We start from the raw sequence: 16,093 nt of genomic DNA, 5'->3' as shown, positions 1-16,093 counted from the left end.
TCGTGCTACCTCGGGATATCCTTGGATGCGAACGCGTGCTTGATATTGTGAAGAGCCGCGTTTACGGATTCGAGCCATGCTAAGTCTCCTGGTTGGAGACCCAATGGAACAAAAACGGGACGGACAATAAAATCGCTCAACAAAACAAAAAGGGCTTCCTCACGGAAACCCTTATGTTTGCTTATATTCTGTTGGTGGGGCGTGTGTGATTCGAACACACGACCTACGGATTAAGAGTCCGCTGCTCTACCAGCTGAGCTAACGCCCCAACAGGGGACGAATTATAGCTGCAGTTTATTATTTTTGCTAGTTCTTCGTATGAATTTCTATCGGGACTAATATTTCATGTTGTTTCCAGCTTCGGTAGGCCTTGGTTACGCTGTGCAAAACAGGCAAATGGCGACTCGAAACAACTGCGGATCTTTTCGAACGGCTGCAAATTACGAAGTCACCAGACCGACCCAGTGCAACGTCGACTCCTCTGCGGCAAACTGTGTACGGCGGACCGGCTGGACAGCCTTGGCGGCACTGATGGCAGATTGGTAGATGGTCTTCTGGGCTTTTCTGACCAGGCGCTGTTCTATGCGCTGCGTATACATATCGCCATACTCGACTATCTTCTCCAGCATCAATACCAGCTCGTCATCTTCAATCTTGCTTTGCGCCAGTTGGCGCCAGAAACCACACTCAGTCCACCGCCGGAAACGCATGTATACCGTACTGGAACTGCCGAACTGTTGCGGCAGGTGACGCCACAGGCTTTTGTTGAGTACGATCCATATGACAGCTTCAATGAACAGACGATTGTTTTTTGCACGTGCACCGGGATCGCTTTGCTTGCCGGTCAGCATAGGCTCCAGCTTTTGCCATTGCTCATCTCGAAGTTTCATTTCCTGTTTCTGTACTTGATTCATCGTGAGGGCCTTTGGAAATTTTTGGGGTTGCTCTAATTGCCTCTCCTGTTGGTAGCGATTGCCTGCTTCTGGTAACGACTAGTTCTGTCGCTACAAAACCTGACTACATAACAACTCACCCGAGGCTCAGACTTGGCATTTTATCAACCAGAAATGCCGTACGATATAGGACGGGTCTGAAAATCAAAGGGAATATGACGCAGGTCAGGCCGGCATAATTTGTATCGGCGTTCAGCTTCGAACGGGGTTACGGCAATAGAGACGACTGCAATGAATACGACGTCTTTGATGGAATGGATGTGGTTGCCGTACTGGATCAACAACGGCGGAGAGGGTGACAACCGGCTGAAGCTATTCACGAAAGACACAAAACCGCTTTGGTTTCATGTCGTGTCTTTCGTGTTTTCGTGAACAGGGTTTTTATCTGAGCAGACTCACAGCGGATCCGGCCATGCGCGCATTGCCTGCGCACCGATCGCTAGCAATTTTTCACGGCTGGCGTTGTCACGCGCCTGCGTCGACATGCCGTGGATCACTGTAACGAGGAAACTGGCCAGCGCTGCAGTATCCGTATCGGCTGCCAGATCGCCTTCGCTGATACCACGATCCAGACGTTCCTTGATGCCGTTCTCCATTTGCATCCGGTAATCCGCCAACACTTCCTGGACATGCGATGACGCCGCAGTGCAATTGGTGGCCGAAGTGACCACCATACAACCAGGCGGCTGCTTGGGATCGCTTTGCGACACCGCGATGACTTCAAGATAGCTGCGGATCGCCTCTTTGGCGGTCAATGCTTCGGCAGCGATCGAGGCAAAGAAGCAGGGCTTTTTCTCCAGATAATAGTCCACCGCCTCAAGGAACAAGCGTTCCTTGTCGCCGAATGCCGTGTACAGGCTGGGCGGAGTAATCCCCATGGCGCTGGTCAGGTCATTGAGCGACGTCGCTTCATAGCCATAACGCCAAAAAACCAGCATTGCGCTTTCCAGCGCTTGTTCCCTATCGAAGGATAAAGGGCGGCCGGGCCTCTTGCGCGGCTTGGTTTGTGTCATTTCCATAGTGATCGATATTAAACCACTTGACAGCGGAAAACAACCCCGCTAGAGTCACACTCTAATTCGTAGTGATCGCTATTGAATTATGATTTTTGCGCCATAACTATGGCCTTAAGGAAATTTAAGTGTCGCACAGAAACGGATTTTGCGTATTCCCCGGTCGTTTTTACATTTAAGGAAAAGCAATCAGGTGGACTTGGAGGATCAGACAAGAACTGTGCAGTAAGCGGCTATCGGCCGCCAGCTCGCAGGCTCTATATTGCTAATCGTGATTTGAAGCAATTGCCTGATTTGTCAAAACACCTCTTCCCGAGCCCGGCCGGAATATCCGAAACAGCCGCTCACACCAATATTTCCGAATCACAGTTCTCTGCAGCTTTCTTTACCAGTTTCTTTTTGTGCAATTGATTCAGTTCTTTTCAGCTTTCCATCTCGCCTTATCTCATTACCAGGGGTCTCAAAATGCGCACTTCGACACCATTATTTTCACGCAAAGCCATTGCAATCGCCGTCGGCATCGTCATCCTGGCCGCCGCCGGAACTTTCACGCTCACCAGCCGCGCCGCCAAGCCGTCCGGCCCGCCACCAGCAGCGGCATCCGTTTCGGTAGCAGCGGCACTGGAAAAATCCGTCACCGAATGGGATGATTTTTCCGGCCGCGTCGAGGCCATCGAACGCGTGGAAATACGCCCGCGCGTCTCCGGCACTATCGACGCCGTGCATTTCCAGGAAGGCCAGCTGGTCAAGAAAGGCGACCTGCTGTTTACTATCGATCCGCGCCCTTATCAGGCAGAACTGGCGCGTGCGGTCGCCACCCAGGCCGGCGCCCAGGCTGGATTGTCGCTGGCTAAAACCGAACTGGCCCGCACCAGCCGCCTGATCGAAGAACACGCGGTCGCACAGCGTGAACTGGACCAGCGCAACAATGCTCTGCTGGAAGCCGACGCCAGTTTGAAAGCAGCGGACGCCGCTGTATTGACCGCCCGCCTGAATCTGCAATACACCGCGATCTCAGCGCCGGTCAGCGGCCGCGTCTCGCGCGCTGAAATCACGGTCGGCAACCTGGTCGGGGCCGGCGTCAGCTCCCCTGCCCTGACCACCGTCGTGTCGGTATCGCCGGTGTACGTCAACTTTGAGGTGGATGAGCAAACCTATATCCGCTACGCCGCCAACGGCGCAGTCGGCAATTCCGGCGTCAGTCATTTGCCGGTGTCGATCGGACTGGCGAGCGAAGACGGATATCCGCACCAGGGCCAGATCAAGGCTTTCGACAACCGCCTCGACACGGCATCCGGCACGATGCGGGTACGCGCCGTATTCGACAATCCGAACGGCACCCTGACTCCCGGTATGTACGCGCGCGTGCGCACCGGCGGCGCAGCGGCGGAAACCGCCGTATTGATCGACGACAAGGCGGTCGGCACCGACCAGGACAAGAAGTACGTGATGGTGCTCGGCGCTGACAACAAGGTCACCTATCGCATGGTCAAGCTAGGGCCGATCGTTGACGGCCTGCGGGTAGTGCGCTCCGGCCTCAAGAAAGATGAACGAATTGTCGTCAATGGCTTGCAACGGATCCGGCCGAACGACCTGGTCACACCGGTGACAGTCGCCATGGGCGGTGAAGAACTCGCCCCGGCGAAGAACGCATTGGCCGTGGCTGCAGCTAAATAACAAGGGCGCCGACGATTACCTTCTATCGCATCGACGTTAAATACAGGCAGAGCCCAACACCATGAATATTTCTAAATTCTTTATCGACCGCCCCATCTTTGCGGGCGTGTTATCTGCGATCATTTTGATCGGCGGCCTGATTTCCATGCTCAGCCTGCCGATCTCCGAATACCCGGAAGTGATTCCGCCCTCGGTGATCGTCAAGGCGCAGTATCCAGGCGCCAATCCGCAAACCATCGCGGAAACCGTCGCCACGCCGATCGAGGAGCAGATCAACGGCGTCGAAGGCATGCTCTACATGTCTTCGCAAGCGACTTCCGACGGCCTGATGACACTGACCATCACTTTCAAACTCGGCACCTCGCCCGATCTGGCGCAACAACTGGTGCAGAACCGTGTCAACCAGGCGTTGCCACGGCTGCCGGATGTGGTGCAGCGGCTGGGCGTGACCACGGTCAAGAGTTCACCCAACCTGACCATGGTGGTGCACTTGCTGTCGCCTAACGACCGCTACGACATGGCCTACCTGCGCAACTATGCGGTGTTGAATGTCAAGGATCGCCTGGCGCGCTTGCCTGGCATCGGTTCAGTACAGCTGTTCGGTTCCGGCGATTACTCGATGCGGGTCTGGCTCGATCCGCGCAAAGTGGCTGAGCGTGGCCTGGCGGCGACCGATGTGGTGAACGCCATCCGCGAACAGAACGTCAACGTTGCAGCCGGCGTGATCGGTGCTTCGCCGTCCGTACCTGGCGTGAATTACCAAATCTCTGTGAATGCTCGCGGCCGCCTGGCGAACGAAGAAGAGTTTGGCAACATCGTCATCCGTACCTCTCCGGATGGCGTGGTGACCTATCTGAAAGATGTGGCGCGGATCGAACTGGGCGCCAGCGAATACGCCCTGCGCTCGCTGCTCGACAACAAGCAAGCCGTGGCGATTCCGATCTTCCAGGCGCCCGGCTCAAATGCGCTGGAAATCTCCGACAACGTCCGCGCCACCATGGCCGAACTGAAAAAAGACATGCCGGAAGGCGTCGACTACAAGATCGTCTACGATCCGACCCAGTTCGTCCGCTCGTCCATCGAAGCGGTGGTGCACACGCTGCTGGAAGCGATCCTGCTGGTCGTGATCGTGGTGATCATCTTCCTGCAAACCTGGCGCGCTTCGATCATCCCGCTGTTGGCAGTGCCGATTTCTGTGATCGGCACTTTCGCGGTGATGATGGGCCTGGGCTTTTCGATCAACGCATTAAGCCTGTTCGGGCTGGTGCTGGCGATCGGGATTGTGGTCGATGACGCCATCGTGGTGGTGGAAAACGTCGAACGCAATATTGAAAACGGTTTATCTGCCAAGGAAGCAACCTACAAGGCGATGCGCGAAGTCTCCGGACCGATCGTGGCCATCGCCCTGACCTTGTGTGCGGTGTTCGTCCCGCTGGCTTTCGTCAGCGGCCTGACCGGCGAGTTCTTCAAGCAGTTTGCGCTGACCATCGCCATCTCGACCGTGATCTCGGCATTCAACTCGCTCACCTTGTCGCCAGCCCTGGCCGCTCTGCTGCTCAAAGGCCACGGCGCCAAGAAAGACGGCTTCCAGCGCGCCATCGACAGCGTCTTCGGCGGTTTCTTTAAGGTGTTCAACCGCGTCTTCCATCGCGGCTCGACCTTGTATGGCGAAGGCGTGACCGGTATTCTCAAACGCAAAACAGCAGCGCTCGGCGTCTACGCAGTACTGATCGGCCTTACCATGCTGCTGTTCCATACCGTGCCGAACGGCTTTATCCCGGCGCAAGACAAACAGTACCTGGTCGGTTTCGCCCAGTTGCCGGACGCCGCCTCGCTGGACCGCACCGAGGACGTGATGCGCAAGATGTCCGAGATCGCGCTGAAACAGCCTGGTGTGGAATCCGCCGTGGCCTTCCCCGGCCTGTCGATCAACGGCTTCGTCAACAGCCCTAACTCCGGCATCGTCTTCACTACGCTGAAACCGTTTGACGAACGCCGTAGCGCCGACCAGAGCGGTGAAGCGATTGCACAACAGCTGAACCAGAAATTCTCGGCAATCCAAGGCGCCTTCATTGCAGTATTCCCGCCACCGCCGGTACAAGGCTTAGGCACAATCGGCGGCTTCAAGCTGCAAATCGAAGACCGTGGCGCGCTGGGCAACCAAGCGTTGAACGATGCGCTGCAGGCATTCATGGCGAAAGCGCACCAGGCGCCGGAACTGGCAGGCATGTTCTCCAGCTTCCAGATCAACGTACCGCAGTTGTACGCTGATGTCGACCGGGTGCGTGCGCAGCAGCTGGGCGTATCGATCCCGTCGGTGTTCGATACCTTGCAAATTTACCTGGGCTCTTTGTACGTGAACGACTTCAACAAGTTCGGCCGCACCTTCCAGGTACGGGTCCAGGCAGATGCGCCGTTCCGCGCCCACGCTGAAGACATCGGCTTGCTCAAGGCACGTAACGACAAGGGAGAAATGGTGCCGCTGTCGTCGCTGCTGAAGATGACGCAAAGCTATGGTCCCGACCAGGCAGTACGTTACAACGCTTTCCCTTCGGCCGACGTCAATGGCGGTCCTGCTCCGGGTTATAGCACCGGCCAGGCCCAGGCGGTGGTAGAACGCATTGCGGCCGAGACACTGCCACGCGGCATCAGCTACGAATGGACCGAAATCACCTATCAGGACAAGATCGCCGGCAATACGCTGTTCATCATCTTGCCGCTGTCGATCCTGCTGGTGTTCTTCGTGCTCGCCGCACAGTATGAAAGCCTGACCCTGCCGCTGGCGGTATTGCTGATCGTGCCGATGGGGATTCTCTCTGCAATTGCAGGAGTCTGGTTGACCAAAGGCGATAACAATATCTTCACCCAGATCAGTCTGATCGTGCTGGTGGGGCTAGCGTGCAAGAACGCCATCTTGATTGTCGAGTTTGCGCATGAACTGGAACTGCAGGGCCGCTCCATCTACGCCGCTGCGATTGAAGCTGCGCGTCTGCGCCTGCGGCCTATTCTGATGACCTCGATCGCCTTTATCGCCGGTGTGGTGCCGCTGATCCTGTCGAGCGGCGCCGGCGCAGAAATGCGCCATGCCATGGGTGTGGCCGTGTTCTCGGGAATGATCGGAGTGACCGCTTTCGGCCTGTTCCTGACGCCAATCTTTTATGTACTGTTGCGCACCCTGGCGTCGCGCTGGACACATCCCAAGCATGAAGCCGAGGCTTATCGCGACCACAACAACGGTCACGGCTCTGCATCGCACAGCAGCGCAGCGCCTGCAATCGCGACTACAGCGCAAATTGAAGGAATTTGAACATGAAAACATTTAACCTGAAACTGACCACGCTGATGGCGGCGCTGGTGCTGGCGGGCTGCTCGACCACCAAACCGCCTGAGCAAGTATCAGTGGACATGCCGTCACAGTACCGCGAAACCGCTGGCCTCGAAGGCAGCTGGAAAGTCGCACAGCCTGCCGACGCCGCCGACCGCGGCGCCTGGTGGTCGGTATTCAACGATGCCGACCTCAGCAAGCTGATCGACCAGGCGACCCAGTCCAGTCCAACGCTGGTGATGGCGATGGCGCGCGTCAAGGAAGCCCGCGCCACCGCCGGCCTGGCCGACGCCGACCGCGCGTTCCAGCTGGGTGTGGGCTTCGGTCCAACGCGCCAGGGCACGGCCAGTGCAACTTCAACCCAATGGCAGGCACAATTGGGGGCGTCTTATGAAGTTGACTTGTTCGGTCGCCTGTCGGACAGCAGTCGCGCCGCCCGTCTCGACGCAGAGGGACAGGAAGCTGCGTATCGCTCGGTGTTGCTGGCTTTGCAGGCCGACGTCGCCCAGCAGTACTTTGCGATCCGCTCGCTTGATTCGGAACTCGACGTACTGCAACAAACCGTGAAGCTGCGACAAGAAAACCTGCGCCTGGTGCAGCACCGCTATGACGCCGGCGACACCAGCGAGCTGGATGTGGCGCAAGCCAACACCGAGCTATCGGTAACCCAGGCCGAACAGGAAGGCGTCAGCCGCAGCCGCGCCCAGCGCGATCATGCATTGGCGATCCTGCTCGGCAAAGCGCCGGCGCAGTTCACACTGGCGACTGCGCCAATACAACCTGTCACCGTCAACGTGCCGCCTGGTTTGCCGTCGGATTTGCTGGAACGTCGTCCGGATATCGCCCAGGCACAACGCCAACTGGCCGCCGCCAGCGCCCGTATCGGCGTCGCCAAGGCAGGATTTTTTCCGAGCCTGGTGCTGACCGCGTCCGGCGGCTTCGCTTCGGATGCGCTGCACAACCTGTTCCAGTGGTCTAGCCGCAGCTGGATGCTGGGACCGCTGGTTGGCAGCATACTGAATATGCCTTTGCTGGACGGCGGCCGCAACAAAGCCAATCTGGCCAAGGCTGACGCCAACTATGAATCGGTGGTGGCGAATTACCGACAACAGGTGCTGGTCGGCTTCCAGGACGTCGAAGACAACCTGAGCGCCATGCGGACCCTGGATAACCAGATCCGCTTCCAGGAGGATGCGGTGAAATCGGCGCAACTTGCCGCACGTCTCGCCGACTCCCGCTACAAAAATGGCTCCACCAGTTATTTTGAGGTGATCGATGCGCAACGCTCCAGTCTCGCCGCGCAACGAGCGAAGAGTCAAAGCGTCGGTCAGCGAGCAGTGGCTTCAGTGGGCTTGATCCGGGCGCTGGGAGGCGGCTGGAATGCTCCTGCGAACACGGCAGCGCTGGCCATGGCCAAATAATCGTCAGTTGATAGCGTGAAAAATGGCGAGGCCTGACTTCATGTCAGGACCTCGCTATTTTTTTAAAGCGCTTGCGCGGCAATTATCGGCAGTTTAGTCTTTCAGCATCGCCCACCTGCCCTCGCAAACATGTCCACTCTTACGCCATCTGCACATAACGCTGACCAAGCTGAAATTGACGCATTGGTAAAGGCCTTCTTTTCTGTATTCACCAACAAGAATGGCGTCAAACCGGATGTCGATGCCATCCATCGCATGTTCATTCCCCAAGGCTTGATCATCAGATGCAACGATACAGAACGCGAAATCTATACGTTGCAGCAATTTATCGCGCCGCGCCTGGAATTGCTGAATGGCGGCCGGCTGGTCGATTTCCAGGAACAGGAAGTCTCGGCGCGCACGGATATTTTTGGCGGCATCGCCCAACGTTACTGCGTGTATGAAAAGAGCGGCGTGCTGGACGGCAAGGCGTTCCATGCCTATGGCGTCAAGACCGTGCAACTGGTCCGCATGGACGATGGCTGGAAAATGGTGTCGCTGGCCTGGGAAGATGAACGGGACGGACTAGCTATCCCGGATCAGTTCAAGATCTGAACTTAATCCCGGATATCGCGTAAAGGCGACGCCTTTATCAGCCCGAAAGTCAGCAGCCCACCACCCACTGCAATCGCAATCAAGCCGCTGCGCACCCCCAGATGTTCTGCGATCCACCCGGCTGACAAGGCACCTAAAGGCGCTGCGGCAACCGTCATGAAACGCATTGTCGATACCATGCGGCCATGAAAAGCGTCCGGCGTCAGCTTGAGCCGTAAGGCCAGGTACGGCATGAAATACAGCATGGCGCTGCAATCGAACACAAACACGACGATCCCGTAAGCCAGCGCGCTCAGCAGCGACGAGCCGAACAGCGTCGGCGGAATCATCGCCAGCAGCATCCACGCCAGCGCCGTGCCGCCGAGACCGATCAGGATCGTGCGGCCGCTGCCAAACTTGCGCGACAGCGGTTTCAACAGCATCGAACTGACCAGCACGCCGAAGCCTCCCAGCGTTTGCGCTGCGCCCAATACGCCCGGCGACATACCCAGCTGTCGGGTGGCAAACAAAATCTGCAGCGCCAGGTAACCGTTGAACAAGATTTGCCACAGCGCCGTGCCCCAGGCCAACGCCCACAGTACCTCATGATTTTTCACCATCTTGATGCCATCCACCATTTCGCGGAACGGATGGCGGTTGGATGGTGCTGGATAGGGATCGCGCTTGCGCAAATAACGCAGATTCCACCAGGACGACAGGAAGCTGAGCGCATTCACCAGCACCGCCACCGGCGCCGTCAACACCTGCACCAGCATGCCGGCGATGCCAGGACCGATCAGGCGCGCCATTGAGTCAGTAGCAGCAAATTTGCTTTGGGCGTCGAGCAGATGTTCACGCCCAACCAGTTGCGCCAAAAATACCTGCGCAGCGCTGCCGCCCACCACAAAGCCGATGCCCATCATGAATCCCACTGTGTACAACACATGCATTGACAGCAGACCCAGCCAATAACTGATCGGAATTACCACCAGCACACAGCCGAACATGAATTCCGACCACAACAGCACCGGATATTTACTGCGGCGATCCAGCCATACCCCGGCCGGCAGGGAAAACAAGGCGAACGGCAGTGTCTGCAAGGCGATCAGGGTGCCCATCTGGGCCGGTGTCGCGTGCAGCAACAATACCGCGGTCAGTGGAATGGCAAGACTGCTGATTTGTTCGCCAAAGCTGGCGATGGTGGTGGTCAGCCAGAAGCGGCGAAAGTCGTGATGGCGCAACATCGGATCGGCCGACAGTTTGCGCATGAAAAATAGACGGAATGCAGTAAAAATAATGGCAACTTTTTGAAAGCGGCAAAACTGGATAAGTGAGCGCAGCGCGAATAATTCCGAGTAGGAACGTTGTTCAAATCATAGCAGTGTTGCCGCCCATTTTTGCCGGCTTCTAAAAATTAAATATGCGCTTTTGCCACACATTTGCTTAGAACAACGTCTCGGCCACGGCTCGAACCGCTCCCTGCTTGTATTCCCATTGCAAATGTAAAATGTAAAACAAGACGAGCTCCCTGGCTTTTCTTGCAATTCGCGTCAATATCAGCGAAATCGCCGATTGTCAGGCAGGCTGCAAAACCATTATCAATAAGATCATTTTCAACAAGGCCTGGCAATTTAAGACGACTGGTCATATAATGGCCGGATGGATAAAATTCACACCATCAACGACACCCGTGCAACGCTATTGGAAATAGGACTCCAATTGTTTGCCGAGCAAGGCTACAACGGCACGGGCATCAAGGAAATCGTCGATGCGGCCGGCGTGCCGAAAGGGTCGTTCTATAACTATTTCAAGAGCAAGGAAGATTTCGGCGGCGAAGTCATCTCGCACTATGCCGACGGCTTTGCCGAAAAATGGTCGATGTACTTCGCCGAAGGCCCGGAACAGCCGCTGGCCGCCCTGCGCTACACCTATGAACGCATCATCAGCTATCACGAACAGTGCGAAGTAAAAGCCGGCTGCCTGTTGGGCAATTTTGCCGCTGAAATGTCTGAGTCCAGCGAGCTTTGCCGTGTCACGTTGCAAGAAGTGGTGAGCGGCTGGCGCAAGCGCTTTGTCAGCTATCTGCGCAGGGCCCAGGCCGATGGTTCAGTGCGTACCGACCTGAGCGCCGAACAACTTGCCGATTTTTTCTGGAATGCATGGGAAGGCGCTTTGCTTCGCATGAAAATTGAGCGCTCAACTGCGCCGGTGCGCGCTTGCGTCAATTTGATGTTCGATCATTTTTTCTTGCCGCAATAATCTTGCTGCAATACGTATCTCCTCCCCGCGCAATCGACATCATGTAGAAAGTGCGGGTAGGGAAATTTATTTGGATTTTTTTAAAACACATTTGAGACGACCGGTCATTTGAAGATTTTGTGAAATCTGTTTGTAGTCGCAACCCAAATCAACCAGCGCCTGTGCGCGTTTTACTCAAGAAGGAAGCAACATGAGTCACATCAAAGAAGCCCGTACCGAAGAAAGCCTGTTCCAGCCTGCACGCATCGGCGACATCGAAGTAGCCAACCGCATCGTCATGGCGCCATTGACGCGCAACCGCGCCGGCGAAGGCAATGTGCCGAACGAACTCAACTTGAAATATTACGCCCAGCGCGCAGGCGCCGGCCTGATCGTCACAGAAGCAACCCAAGTATCGGCACAAGCCCAAGGCTATGCCAACACCCCTGGCCTGCATACGCCGGAACAAGTCGCTGCCTGGAAAAAAATTACCGATGCCGTGCATGAAAAAGGCGGCCGCATCGTAGTGCAGATCTGGCACACCGGACGCATGTCGCATGTATCGTTCCAGCCGGACGGCAAAGCGCCGGTAGCGCCATCGGCGATCCGCGCAGACGCCAAGACCTTTGTGGTCGGCGAAGGTTTTGTCGATACATCGGTGCCGCGCGAATTGACCCTGGCGGAAATCCCTGGCGTGGTGGACGATTTCCGCCAGACCGCAAGACGCGCACTGGAAGCAGGCTTCGACGGCATCGAAATCCACGGCGCCCACGGCTACCTGCTTGACAGCTTCCTGCGCGACGGTTCCAACCACCGCACCGACAACTACGGCGGCAGCATTGAAAACCGCGCCCGCCTGTTGCTGGAAGTAGTTGCCGCGGCCACTGCCGAAATCGGCGGCGGCCGCGTCGGGGTACGCCTGTCGCCGGTATCGCCAGTCAACGATTCCAGCGAAAGCCAGCCGCAACCACTGTTCAACTACGTGGTGGAACAGCTCAACAAGCTCGGCCTGGCCTACCTGCACGTGGTGGAAGGCCATACAGGCGGCCCTCGCGATAACGCTCCGTTCGATTACGAAGCCCTGCACCAGCGCTTCGACGGCGCCTGGCTGGTCAACAACGGCTACGACCGCATGATGGCTCGCGAAGCCATCGCCAGCGGTCACGGCGACCTGGTCGCATTCGGCCGCGCCTTCATCACCAACCCGGACCTGGTGCATCGCTTGCAGCACAACCTGCCGCTCAATGTCCCGTTCAGCGATGCACCGTTGTATGGCGGCGTCGGCGAGCACGGTTATACCGACTACCCGGCACTGACAGAAGCATAAACAAGGTCTTCTCCAATCCCGCTTGCGCAATGAAGAAATTCGGCGAGCGGGATTTTTTTCGTTCAAGTTTTTGATTTTGACGTTGACGTTGACGTTGCCTTTGAAGTACCCCGCATTGGGACGTTGCCAAATGGGGTGCGTGCCAGGCGGGAATTGTGGGGAAACATGTTTGAGCGAAGCGAGTTGGTTTCCCCACCCGACTGGCATGCGCCCCATTTGGGGACCCGCCAACGGCGGGCAACGGCTTTGCGGTCGCCTTCTTTTTGGTTACTTTTCTTGCGCCCGGCCAGGGGGCGAAGCAAGAAAAAGTGACTGGCTGCCGGGCCACCCCCGGCAGGCACCCACGGAGCGGAAACCGTTTTAGGTAACTTCGATCTTTTATCGAATGCGACCGAATGTACTTCGTGGTCCGTTAAAAGGGGTCAGAGTAATTTTCGCAAAGAACGCGAAAAAAAACTCCGACCCCATTTAACTAGCAAAGCGGATCGCTACAAAACCTCGAACCCACTTTTCTATTGAGAAGCAGGCTTCTCGCTGCCATACGTAATCGCCAGATATTCCCCAATCTCCTTCACCTGATCATCACTCAAAGGTGCCCCATATGCATGCTGCATCTTCGCAACTTCCGCCGTCCACTGCGTCAACGTCATCTTGCCAGGCTGCTGATTAATATAGTCCGCCGAATGACAAATCGCACACATCTGCGTAGCCACCACATACCCCGGATGAGTGGAAGGCCGCAACTGCGCAGTCTCCTGCGGCAGCGTAATACTGACAGGCGCAGCCGCCGCCCCAAGCGACCAACCGGCAACGCCAAAGAAAGCCCCGACAAGCAACGTTTTCAAATAGGTCATGACAATCTCCTAGGCGACACTGATTTTGGTGGTCTCGACCACATTGCGCGCATAACCCGCCGGATTCCAGGTCGCCACCATCGGCTGCACCTCCCCGTCATTCGACGTAGCCCTCACCATCAGCTGTAGCTCCCCCTTGCGCACCGGCGTCAGACCGAAGCGCCACTCGCGGAAAGAATACTTGCCAAGATCCTTGCCCAGCACCGCACTCTTCCAGTTCCGACCTCCATCCGCCGAAATATCAACCGTCTTGATGCCACTACCGCCGTCGAAGGCAATCCCCTTGAGTTCGACTCGCCGTCCGGCATGCACCACCGAACCGTCTTGCAAACTGGTAATGAACGAACGCGTCTTCAAGCGCGATATCGGCCGCGTCTTCGCTGGCGCCTTACCGGGCTCCACGCACATGCAATCGTTGTCCGGCACCCGATAAGCAGTCGCCATGAAGAAGCCATCAAAAACATGATCCAGCACCTCGATTTGATTCAGGTGCTTGACCCAATACGTCCCAAAGTAACCAGGCACAATGAGCTTGATCGGATAACCGTTCAGGAAGGGAATATCGGCTCCGTTCATGGACCAGGCGATGATCGGCTCGCCGCTCATCGCGTGATCGATATCGAGCGCCTTGATAAAGGCTGGCGTGGTTGGTAAAACCGGCTCGTCCAGGCCTTTGAAACTGACTTGCCTGGCATCGCCCAGCACGCCGGCATGCTCCAGCACCGCCTTCAGAGGTATCCCGACCCAGCGCGCGTTGCCCATGGAACCGTTACCGAGTTGCGCGCCGAAAACCCGCGGCGTCGAAAAGGCCCGGCTGTTACCGGAGCACTGGTTGATCGCAATCACTTCGACTGCCGGCGCAAGCGCTTTCAGCTCGGCAAGCGACAACGACAATTCTCGCGTTACGCGGCCACCGATCTTCAGCCGATAAGTTTCGACATCAATCGACGTCGGAATATTCGCCAGGTGATAACGCACAAAAAACGCATCGTTGGCGGTAAGCGGCCCTTCGTTGAATACACTGAAAGGCGTTTCAAGATGCGGCGGACGGGTCGTGATGCGCATCAGCGGCCGCTTTTGCGGATACGCGACCAGTTCGCGTTCACCGTTGTCTACAGGGATGCTGGTCGTAGCGGCGGCAAAACTCTGCATGGGCGCAAGCGCCAATGAAGTAGCCGCAAATCCTGCCTGCTGCAAAAACTTGCGGCGCGCGCCATTGTTTTCATCGAATTTCATGGTGGTCTCCTGCCATAGCAACATTGTTGTAATAATGCGAGCAGGCCTTCCCTCCAAATCACGACCACTCGCCTGCTTCGCTGACTGTATCAGGTAATATGACAAGAACTTTAGTACGATAATGGCAACCCGTAAAGCAAATTACAAAGCTAGTATCTACCTGCCAAACAGGTAGATCACAAAGCGCTTATTCTTGGAGAAAACGTATGTCCTCATCACACGTCGGCTTTCATTGGGACGACCCGCTATTACTGGAGCAGCAACTCAGCAGCGAAGAACGCATGGCGCGCGACAGCGCAGCCGCGTATGCCCGCGACAAGCTGGCGCCGCGCGTGTTGCTGTCGTTTCGCAATGAACGGACCGACGCCGGGATTTTCCGTGAGATGGGCGCGCTAGGCTTGCTCGGCGCGACCATTCCCGAAGAATACGGCGGCGCGGGGCTGAACTATGTCAGCTACGGTTTGATCGCGCGCGAAATCGAACGCATCGATTCAGGCTACCGCTCTATGATGAGCGTGCAAAGCTCCCTGGTCATGCTGCCGATCTTTGAATTCGGCAATCTCGCTACCAAGAAAAAATATCTGCCGAAACTGGCCAGCGGTGAATTCATTGGCTGTTTCGGCCTGACCGAACCCGACCATGGCTCCGATCCCGGCAGCATGGTGACGCGTGCACGCAAAGTCGATGGCGGCTATGCGCTCACCGGCAGCAAGATGTGGATCACCAACAGCCCTATCGCCGATGTCTTTGTGGTCTGGGCAAAGGATGACGAAGGCGCGATCCGCGGCTTCGTCCTGGAGAAAGGCTGGCAAGGTTTGTCGACGCCGGTAATCCATGGCAAGGTCGGTCTGCGCACCTCAATCACCGGCGAAATCGTGATGGACCAGGTATTCTGTCCTGAAGAAAACGCCTTCCCGGATGTGCGTGGCTTGAAAGGCCCGTTCACCTGCCTCAACTCGGCACGCTACGGCATCGCCTGGGGAGCACTCGGCGCAGCCGAATTCTGCTGGCATGCGGCACGCCAGTACACTATGGACCGCAAACAGTTCGGCCGGCCACTCGCAGCCAACCAGCTGGTGCAAGTAAAACTGGTCAACATGCAAACCGAGATCACCATGGCGCTGCAAGGCTGTTTGCGGCTGGGCCGCATGAAAGACGAAGGCAGCGCTTCAGTTGAAATCACTTCCATCATGAAGCGCAACTCCTGCGGAAAATCGCTCGACATCGCCCGTGTGGCGCGCGACATGTTGGGTGGCAATGGCATCTCCGACGAGTTCGGCGTGATTCGCCATCTGGTGAACCTGGAAGTAGTCAACACCTACGAAGGCACGCATGACGTGCATGCACTGATCCTAGGCCGGGCGCAAACCGGAATCGCCGCCTTCGCTAACTGAACCAAGATTGCGTCAGCCCATAGCGACTCAGCCTTGAAAGCAAAAATGGAAGCCTTCAGGCTTCCATTCATGGCGCTATGCA

The 16,093-nt window shown here is 56.8% G+C and carries 13 protein-coding genes and 1 tRNA gene; 7 read left to right on the top strand and 7 right to left on the bottom strand.

All coding sequences use genetic code 11. From position 1 onward, the window contains the following. Window positions 1-192 precede the first annotated feature (192 nt). From LT85_RS10015 to LT85_RS10005, 3 genes are all read right to left on the bottom strand, one after another. A tRNA-Lys gene (locus tag LT85_RS10015) sits at window positions 193-268 on the bottom strand. 172 nt (window positions 269-440) lie between these two features. Beyond that, the gene (locus LT85_RS25360) at window positions 441-890 is read right to left on the bottom strand and encodes a transposase (protein WP_172656967.1); all 450 of its coding nucleotides are present in this window, start codon (window positions 888-890) and stop codon (window positions 441-443) included. 458 nt (window positions 891-1,348) lie between these two features. Then, the gene (locus tag LT85_RS10005; RefSeq protein ID WP_253273707.1) at window positions 1,349-1,891 is read right to left on the bottom strand and encodes a TetR/AcrR family transcriptional regulator; all 543 of its coding nucleotides are present in this window, start codon (window positions 1,889-1,891) and stop codon (window positions 1,349-1,351) included. 540 nt (window positions 1,892-2,431) lie between these two features. Here LT85_RS10005 and LT85_RS10000 point away from each other — a divergent pair. From LT85_RS10000 to LT85_RS09985, 4 genes are all read left to right on the top strand, one after another. Continuing rightward, complete coding sequence (locus tag LT85_RS10000) at window positions 2,432-3,643, top strand: efflux RND transporter periplasmic adaptor subunit (protein WP_052135020.1); 1,212 nt, start codon at window positions 2,432-2,434, stop codon at window positions 3,641-3,643. A gap of 61 nt (window positions 3,644-3,704) precedes the next feature. After that, window positions 3,705-6,950 (top strand): efflux RND transporter permease subunit, encoded by a 3,246-nt coding sequence (locus LT85_RS09995; RefSeq protein WP_038488086.1) that lies wholly within the window; start codon window positions 3,705-3,707, stop codon window positions 6,948-6,950. Window positions 6,951-6,952: 2 nt separating this feature from the next. Continuing rightward, window positions 6,953-8,389 carry an efflux transporter outer membrane subunit gene (locus LT85_RS09990; protein ID WP_038488083.1) on the top strand — a complete coding sequence of 479 codons (1,437 nt, stop codon included), beginning with the start codon at window positions 6,953-6,955 and terminating at the stop codon, window positions 8,387-8,389. Between the two features lie 129 nt (window positions 8,390-8,518). After that, on the top strand, window positions 8,519-8,983 hold the full coding sequence (locus tag LT85_RS09985; RefSeq protein WP_052135018.1) for a DUF4440 domain-containing protein: 465 nt from the start codon (window positions 8,519-8,521) through the stop codon (window positions 8,981-8,983). 2 nt (window positions 8,984-8,985) lie between these two features. Here LT85_RS09985 and LT85_RS09980 read toward each other — a convergent pair whose 3' ends face one another. Next, the gene (locus LT85_RS09980; RefSeq protein ID WP_052135016.1) at window positions 8,986-10,230 is read right to left on the bottom strand and encodes an MFS transporter; all 1,245 of its coding nucleotides are present in this window, start codon (window positions 10,228-10,230) and stop codon (window positions 8,986-8,988) included. 146 nt (window positions 10,231-10,376) lie between these two features. Then, window positions 10,377-10,610 (bottom strand): hypothetical protein, encoded by a 234-nt coding sequence (locus LT85_RS26515; RefSeq protein ID WP_156117486.1) that lies wholly within the window; start codon window positions 10,608-10,610, stop codon window positions 10,377-10,379. A gap of 11 nt (window positions 10,611-10,621) precedes the next feature. Between LT85_RS26515 and LT85_RS09975 the strand changes: the two genes are divergently transcribed. Together LT85_RS09975 and LT85_RS09970 are read left to right on the top strand one after the other, a co-directional pair. Further along, window positions 10,622-11,221: a TetR/AcrR family transcriptional regulator gene (locus tag LT85_RS09975; protein ID WP_052135015.1), complete on the top strand. Its 600-nt coding sequence runs from the start codon at window positions 10,622-10,624 to the stop codon at window positions 11,219-11,221. 190 nt (window positions 11,222-11,411) lie between these two features. Further along, on the top strand, window positions 11,412-12,527 hold the full coding sequence (locus tag LT85_RS09970) for an alkene reductase (protein ID WP_052135013.1): 1,116 nt from the start codon (window positions 11,412-11,414) through the stop codon (window positions 12,525-12,527). 512 nt (window positions 12,528-13,039) lie between these two features. Here LT85_RS09970 and LT85_RS09965 read toward each other — a convergent pair. Next, window positions 13,040-13,381, bottom strand: a complete 342-nt coding sequence (locus tag LT85_RS09965) for a hypothetical protein (protein WP_052135011.1) — start codon at window positions 13,379-13,381, stop codon at window positions 13,040-13,042. A 9-nt stretch (window positions 13,382-13,390) separates the two neighbouring features. Next, window positions 13,391-14,617 (bottom strand): molybdopterin-dependent oxidoreductase, encoded by a 1,227-nt coding sequence (locus tag LT85_RS09960; protein ID WP_038488077.1) that lies wholly within the window; start codon window positions 14,615-14,617, stop codon window positions 13,391-13,393. Between the two features lie 206 nt (window positions 14,618-14,823). On the opposite strand from LT85_RS09960, the gene LT85_RS09955 reads away from it, so the two are divergent. Then, entirely contained in the window at window positions 14,824-16,011 is a 1,188-nt protein-coding gene (locus LT85_RS09955) for an acyl-CoA dehydrogenase (RefSeq protein ID WP_038488076.1), read from the top strand. The last annotated feature ends 82 nt before the right edge of the window (window positions 16,012-16,093 follow it).

It is taken from the genome of Collimonas arenae, assembly GCF_000786695.1.
GTDB classification, from domain to species: domain Bacteria; phylum Pseudomonadota; class Gammaproteobacteria; order Burkholderiales; family Burkholderiaceae_D; genus Collimonas; species Collimonas arenae_A.
This window is presented reverse-complemented; position numbering and strand designations above follow the sequence as displayed.

Excerpts from the sequence above, each read along its gene's own strand:
- LT85_RS25360 (WP_172656967.1), bottom strand. The coding sequence starts at position 890 with ATGAAACTTCGAGATGAGCAATGGCAAAAGCTGGAGCCTATGCTGACC.
- LT85_RS10005 (WP_253273707.1), bottom strand. The coding sequence starts at position 1,891 with ATGCTGGTTTTTTGGCGTTATGGCTATGAAGCGACGTCGCTCAATGAC.
- LT85_RS10000 (WP_052135020.1), top strand. The coding sequence starts at position 2,432 with ATGCGCACTTCGACACCATTATTTTCACGCAAAGCCATTGCAATCGCC.
- LT85_RS09995 (WP_038488086.1), top strand. The coding sequence starts at position 3,705 with ATGAATATTTCTAAATTCTTTATCGACCGCCCCATCTTTGCGGGCGTG.
- LT85_RS09990 (WP_038488083.1), top strand. The coding sequence starts at position 6,953 with ATGAAAACATTTAACCTGAAACTGACCACGCTGATGGCGGCGCTGGTG.
- LT85_RS09985 (WP_052135018.1), top strand. The coding sequence starts at position 8,519 with ATGTCCACTCTTACGCCATCTGCACATAACGCTGACCAAGCTGAAATT.
- LT85_RS09980 (WP_052135016.1), bottom strand. The coding sequence starts at position 10,230 with ATGCGCAAACTGTCGGCCGATCCGATGTTGCGCCATCACGACTTTCGC.
- LT85_RS26515 (WP_156117486.1), bottom strand. The coding sequence starts at position 10,610 with ATGACCAGTCGTCTTAAATTGCCAGGCCTTGTTGAAAATGATCTTATT.
- LT85_RS09975 (WP_052135015.1), top strand. The coding sequence starts at position 10,622 with ATGGATAAAATTCACACCATCAACGACACCCGTGCAACGCTATTGGAA.
- LT85_RS09970 (WP_052135013.1), top strand. The coding sequence starts at position 11,412 with ATGAGTCACATCAAAGAAGCCCGTACCGAAGAAAGCCTGTTCCAGCCT.
- LT85_RS09965 (WP_052135011.1), bottom strand. The coding sequence starts at position 13,381 with ATGACCTATTTGAAAACGTTGCTTGTCGGGGCTTTCTTTGGCGTTGCC.
- LT85_RS09960 (WP_038488077.1), bottom strand. The coding sequence starts at position 14,617 with ATGAAATTCGATGAAAACAATGGCGCGCGCCGCAAGTTTTTGCAGCAG.
- LT85_RS09955 (WP_038488076.1), top strand. The coding sequence starts at position 14,824 with ATGTCCTCATCACACGTCGGCTTTCATTGGGACGACCCGCTATTACTG.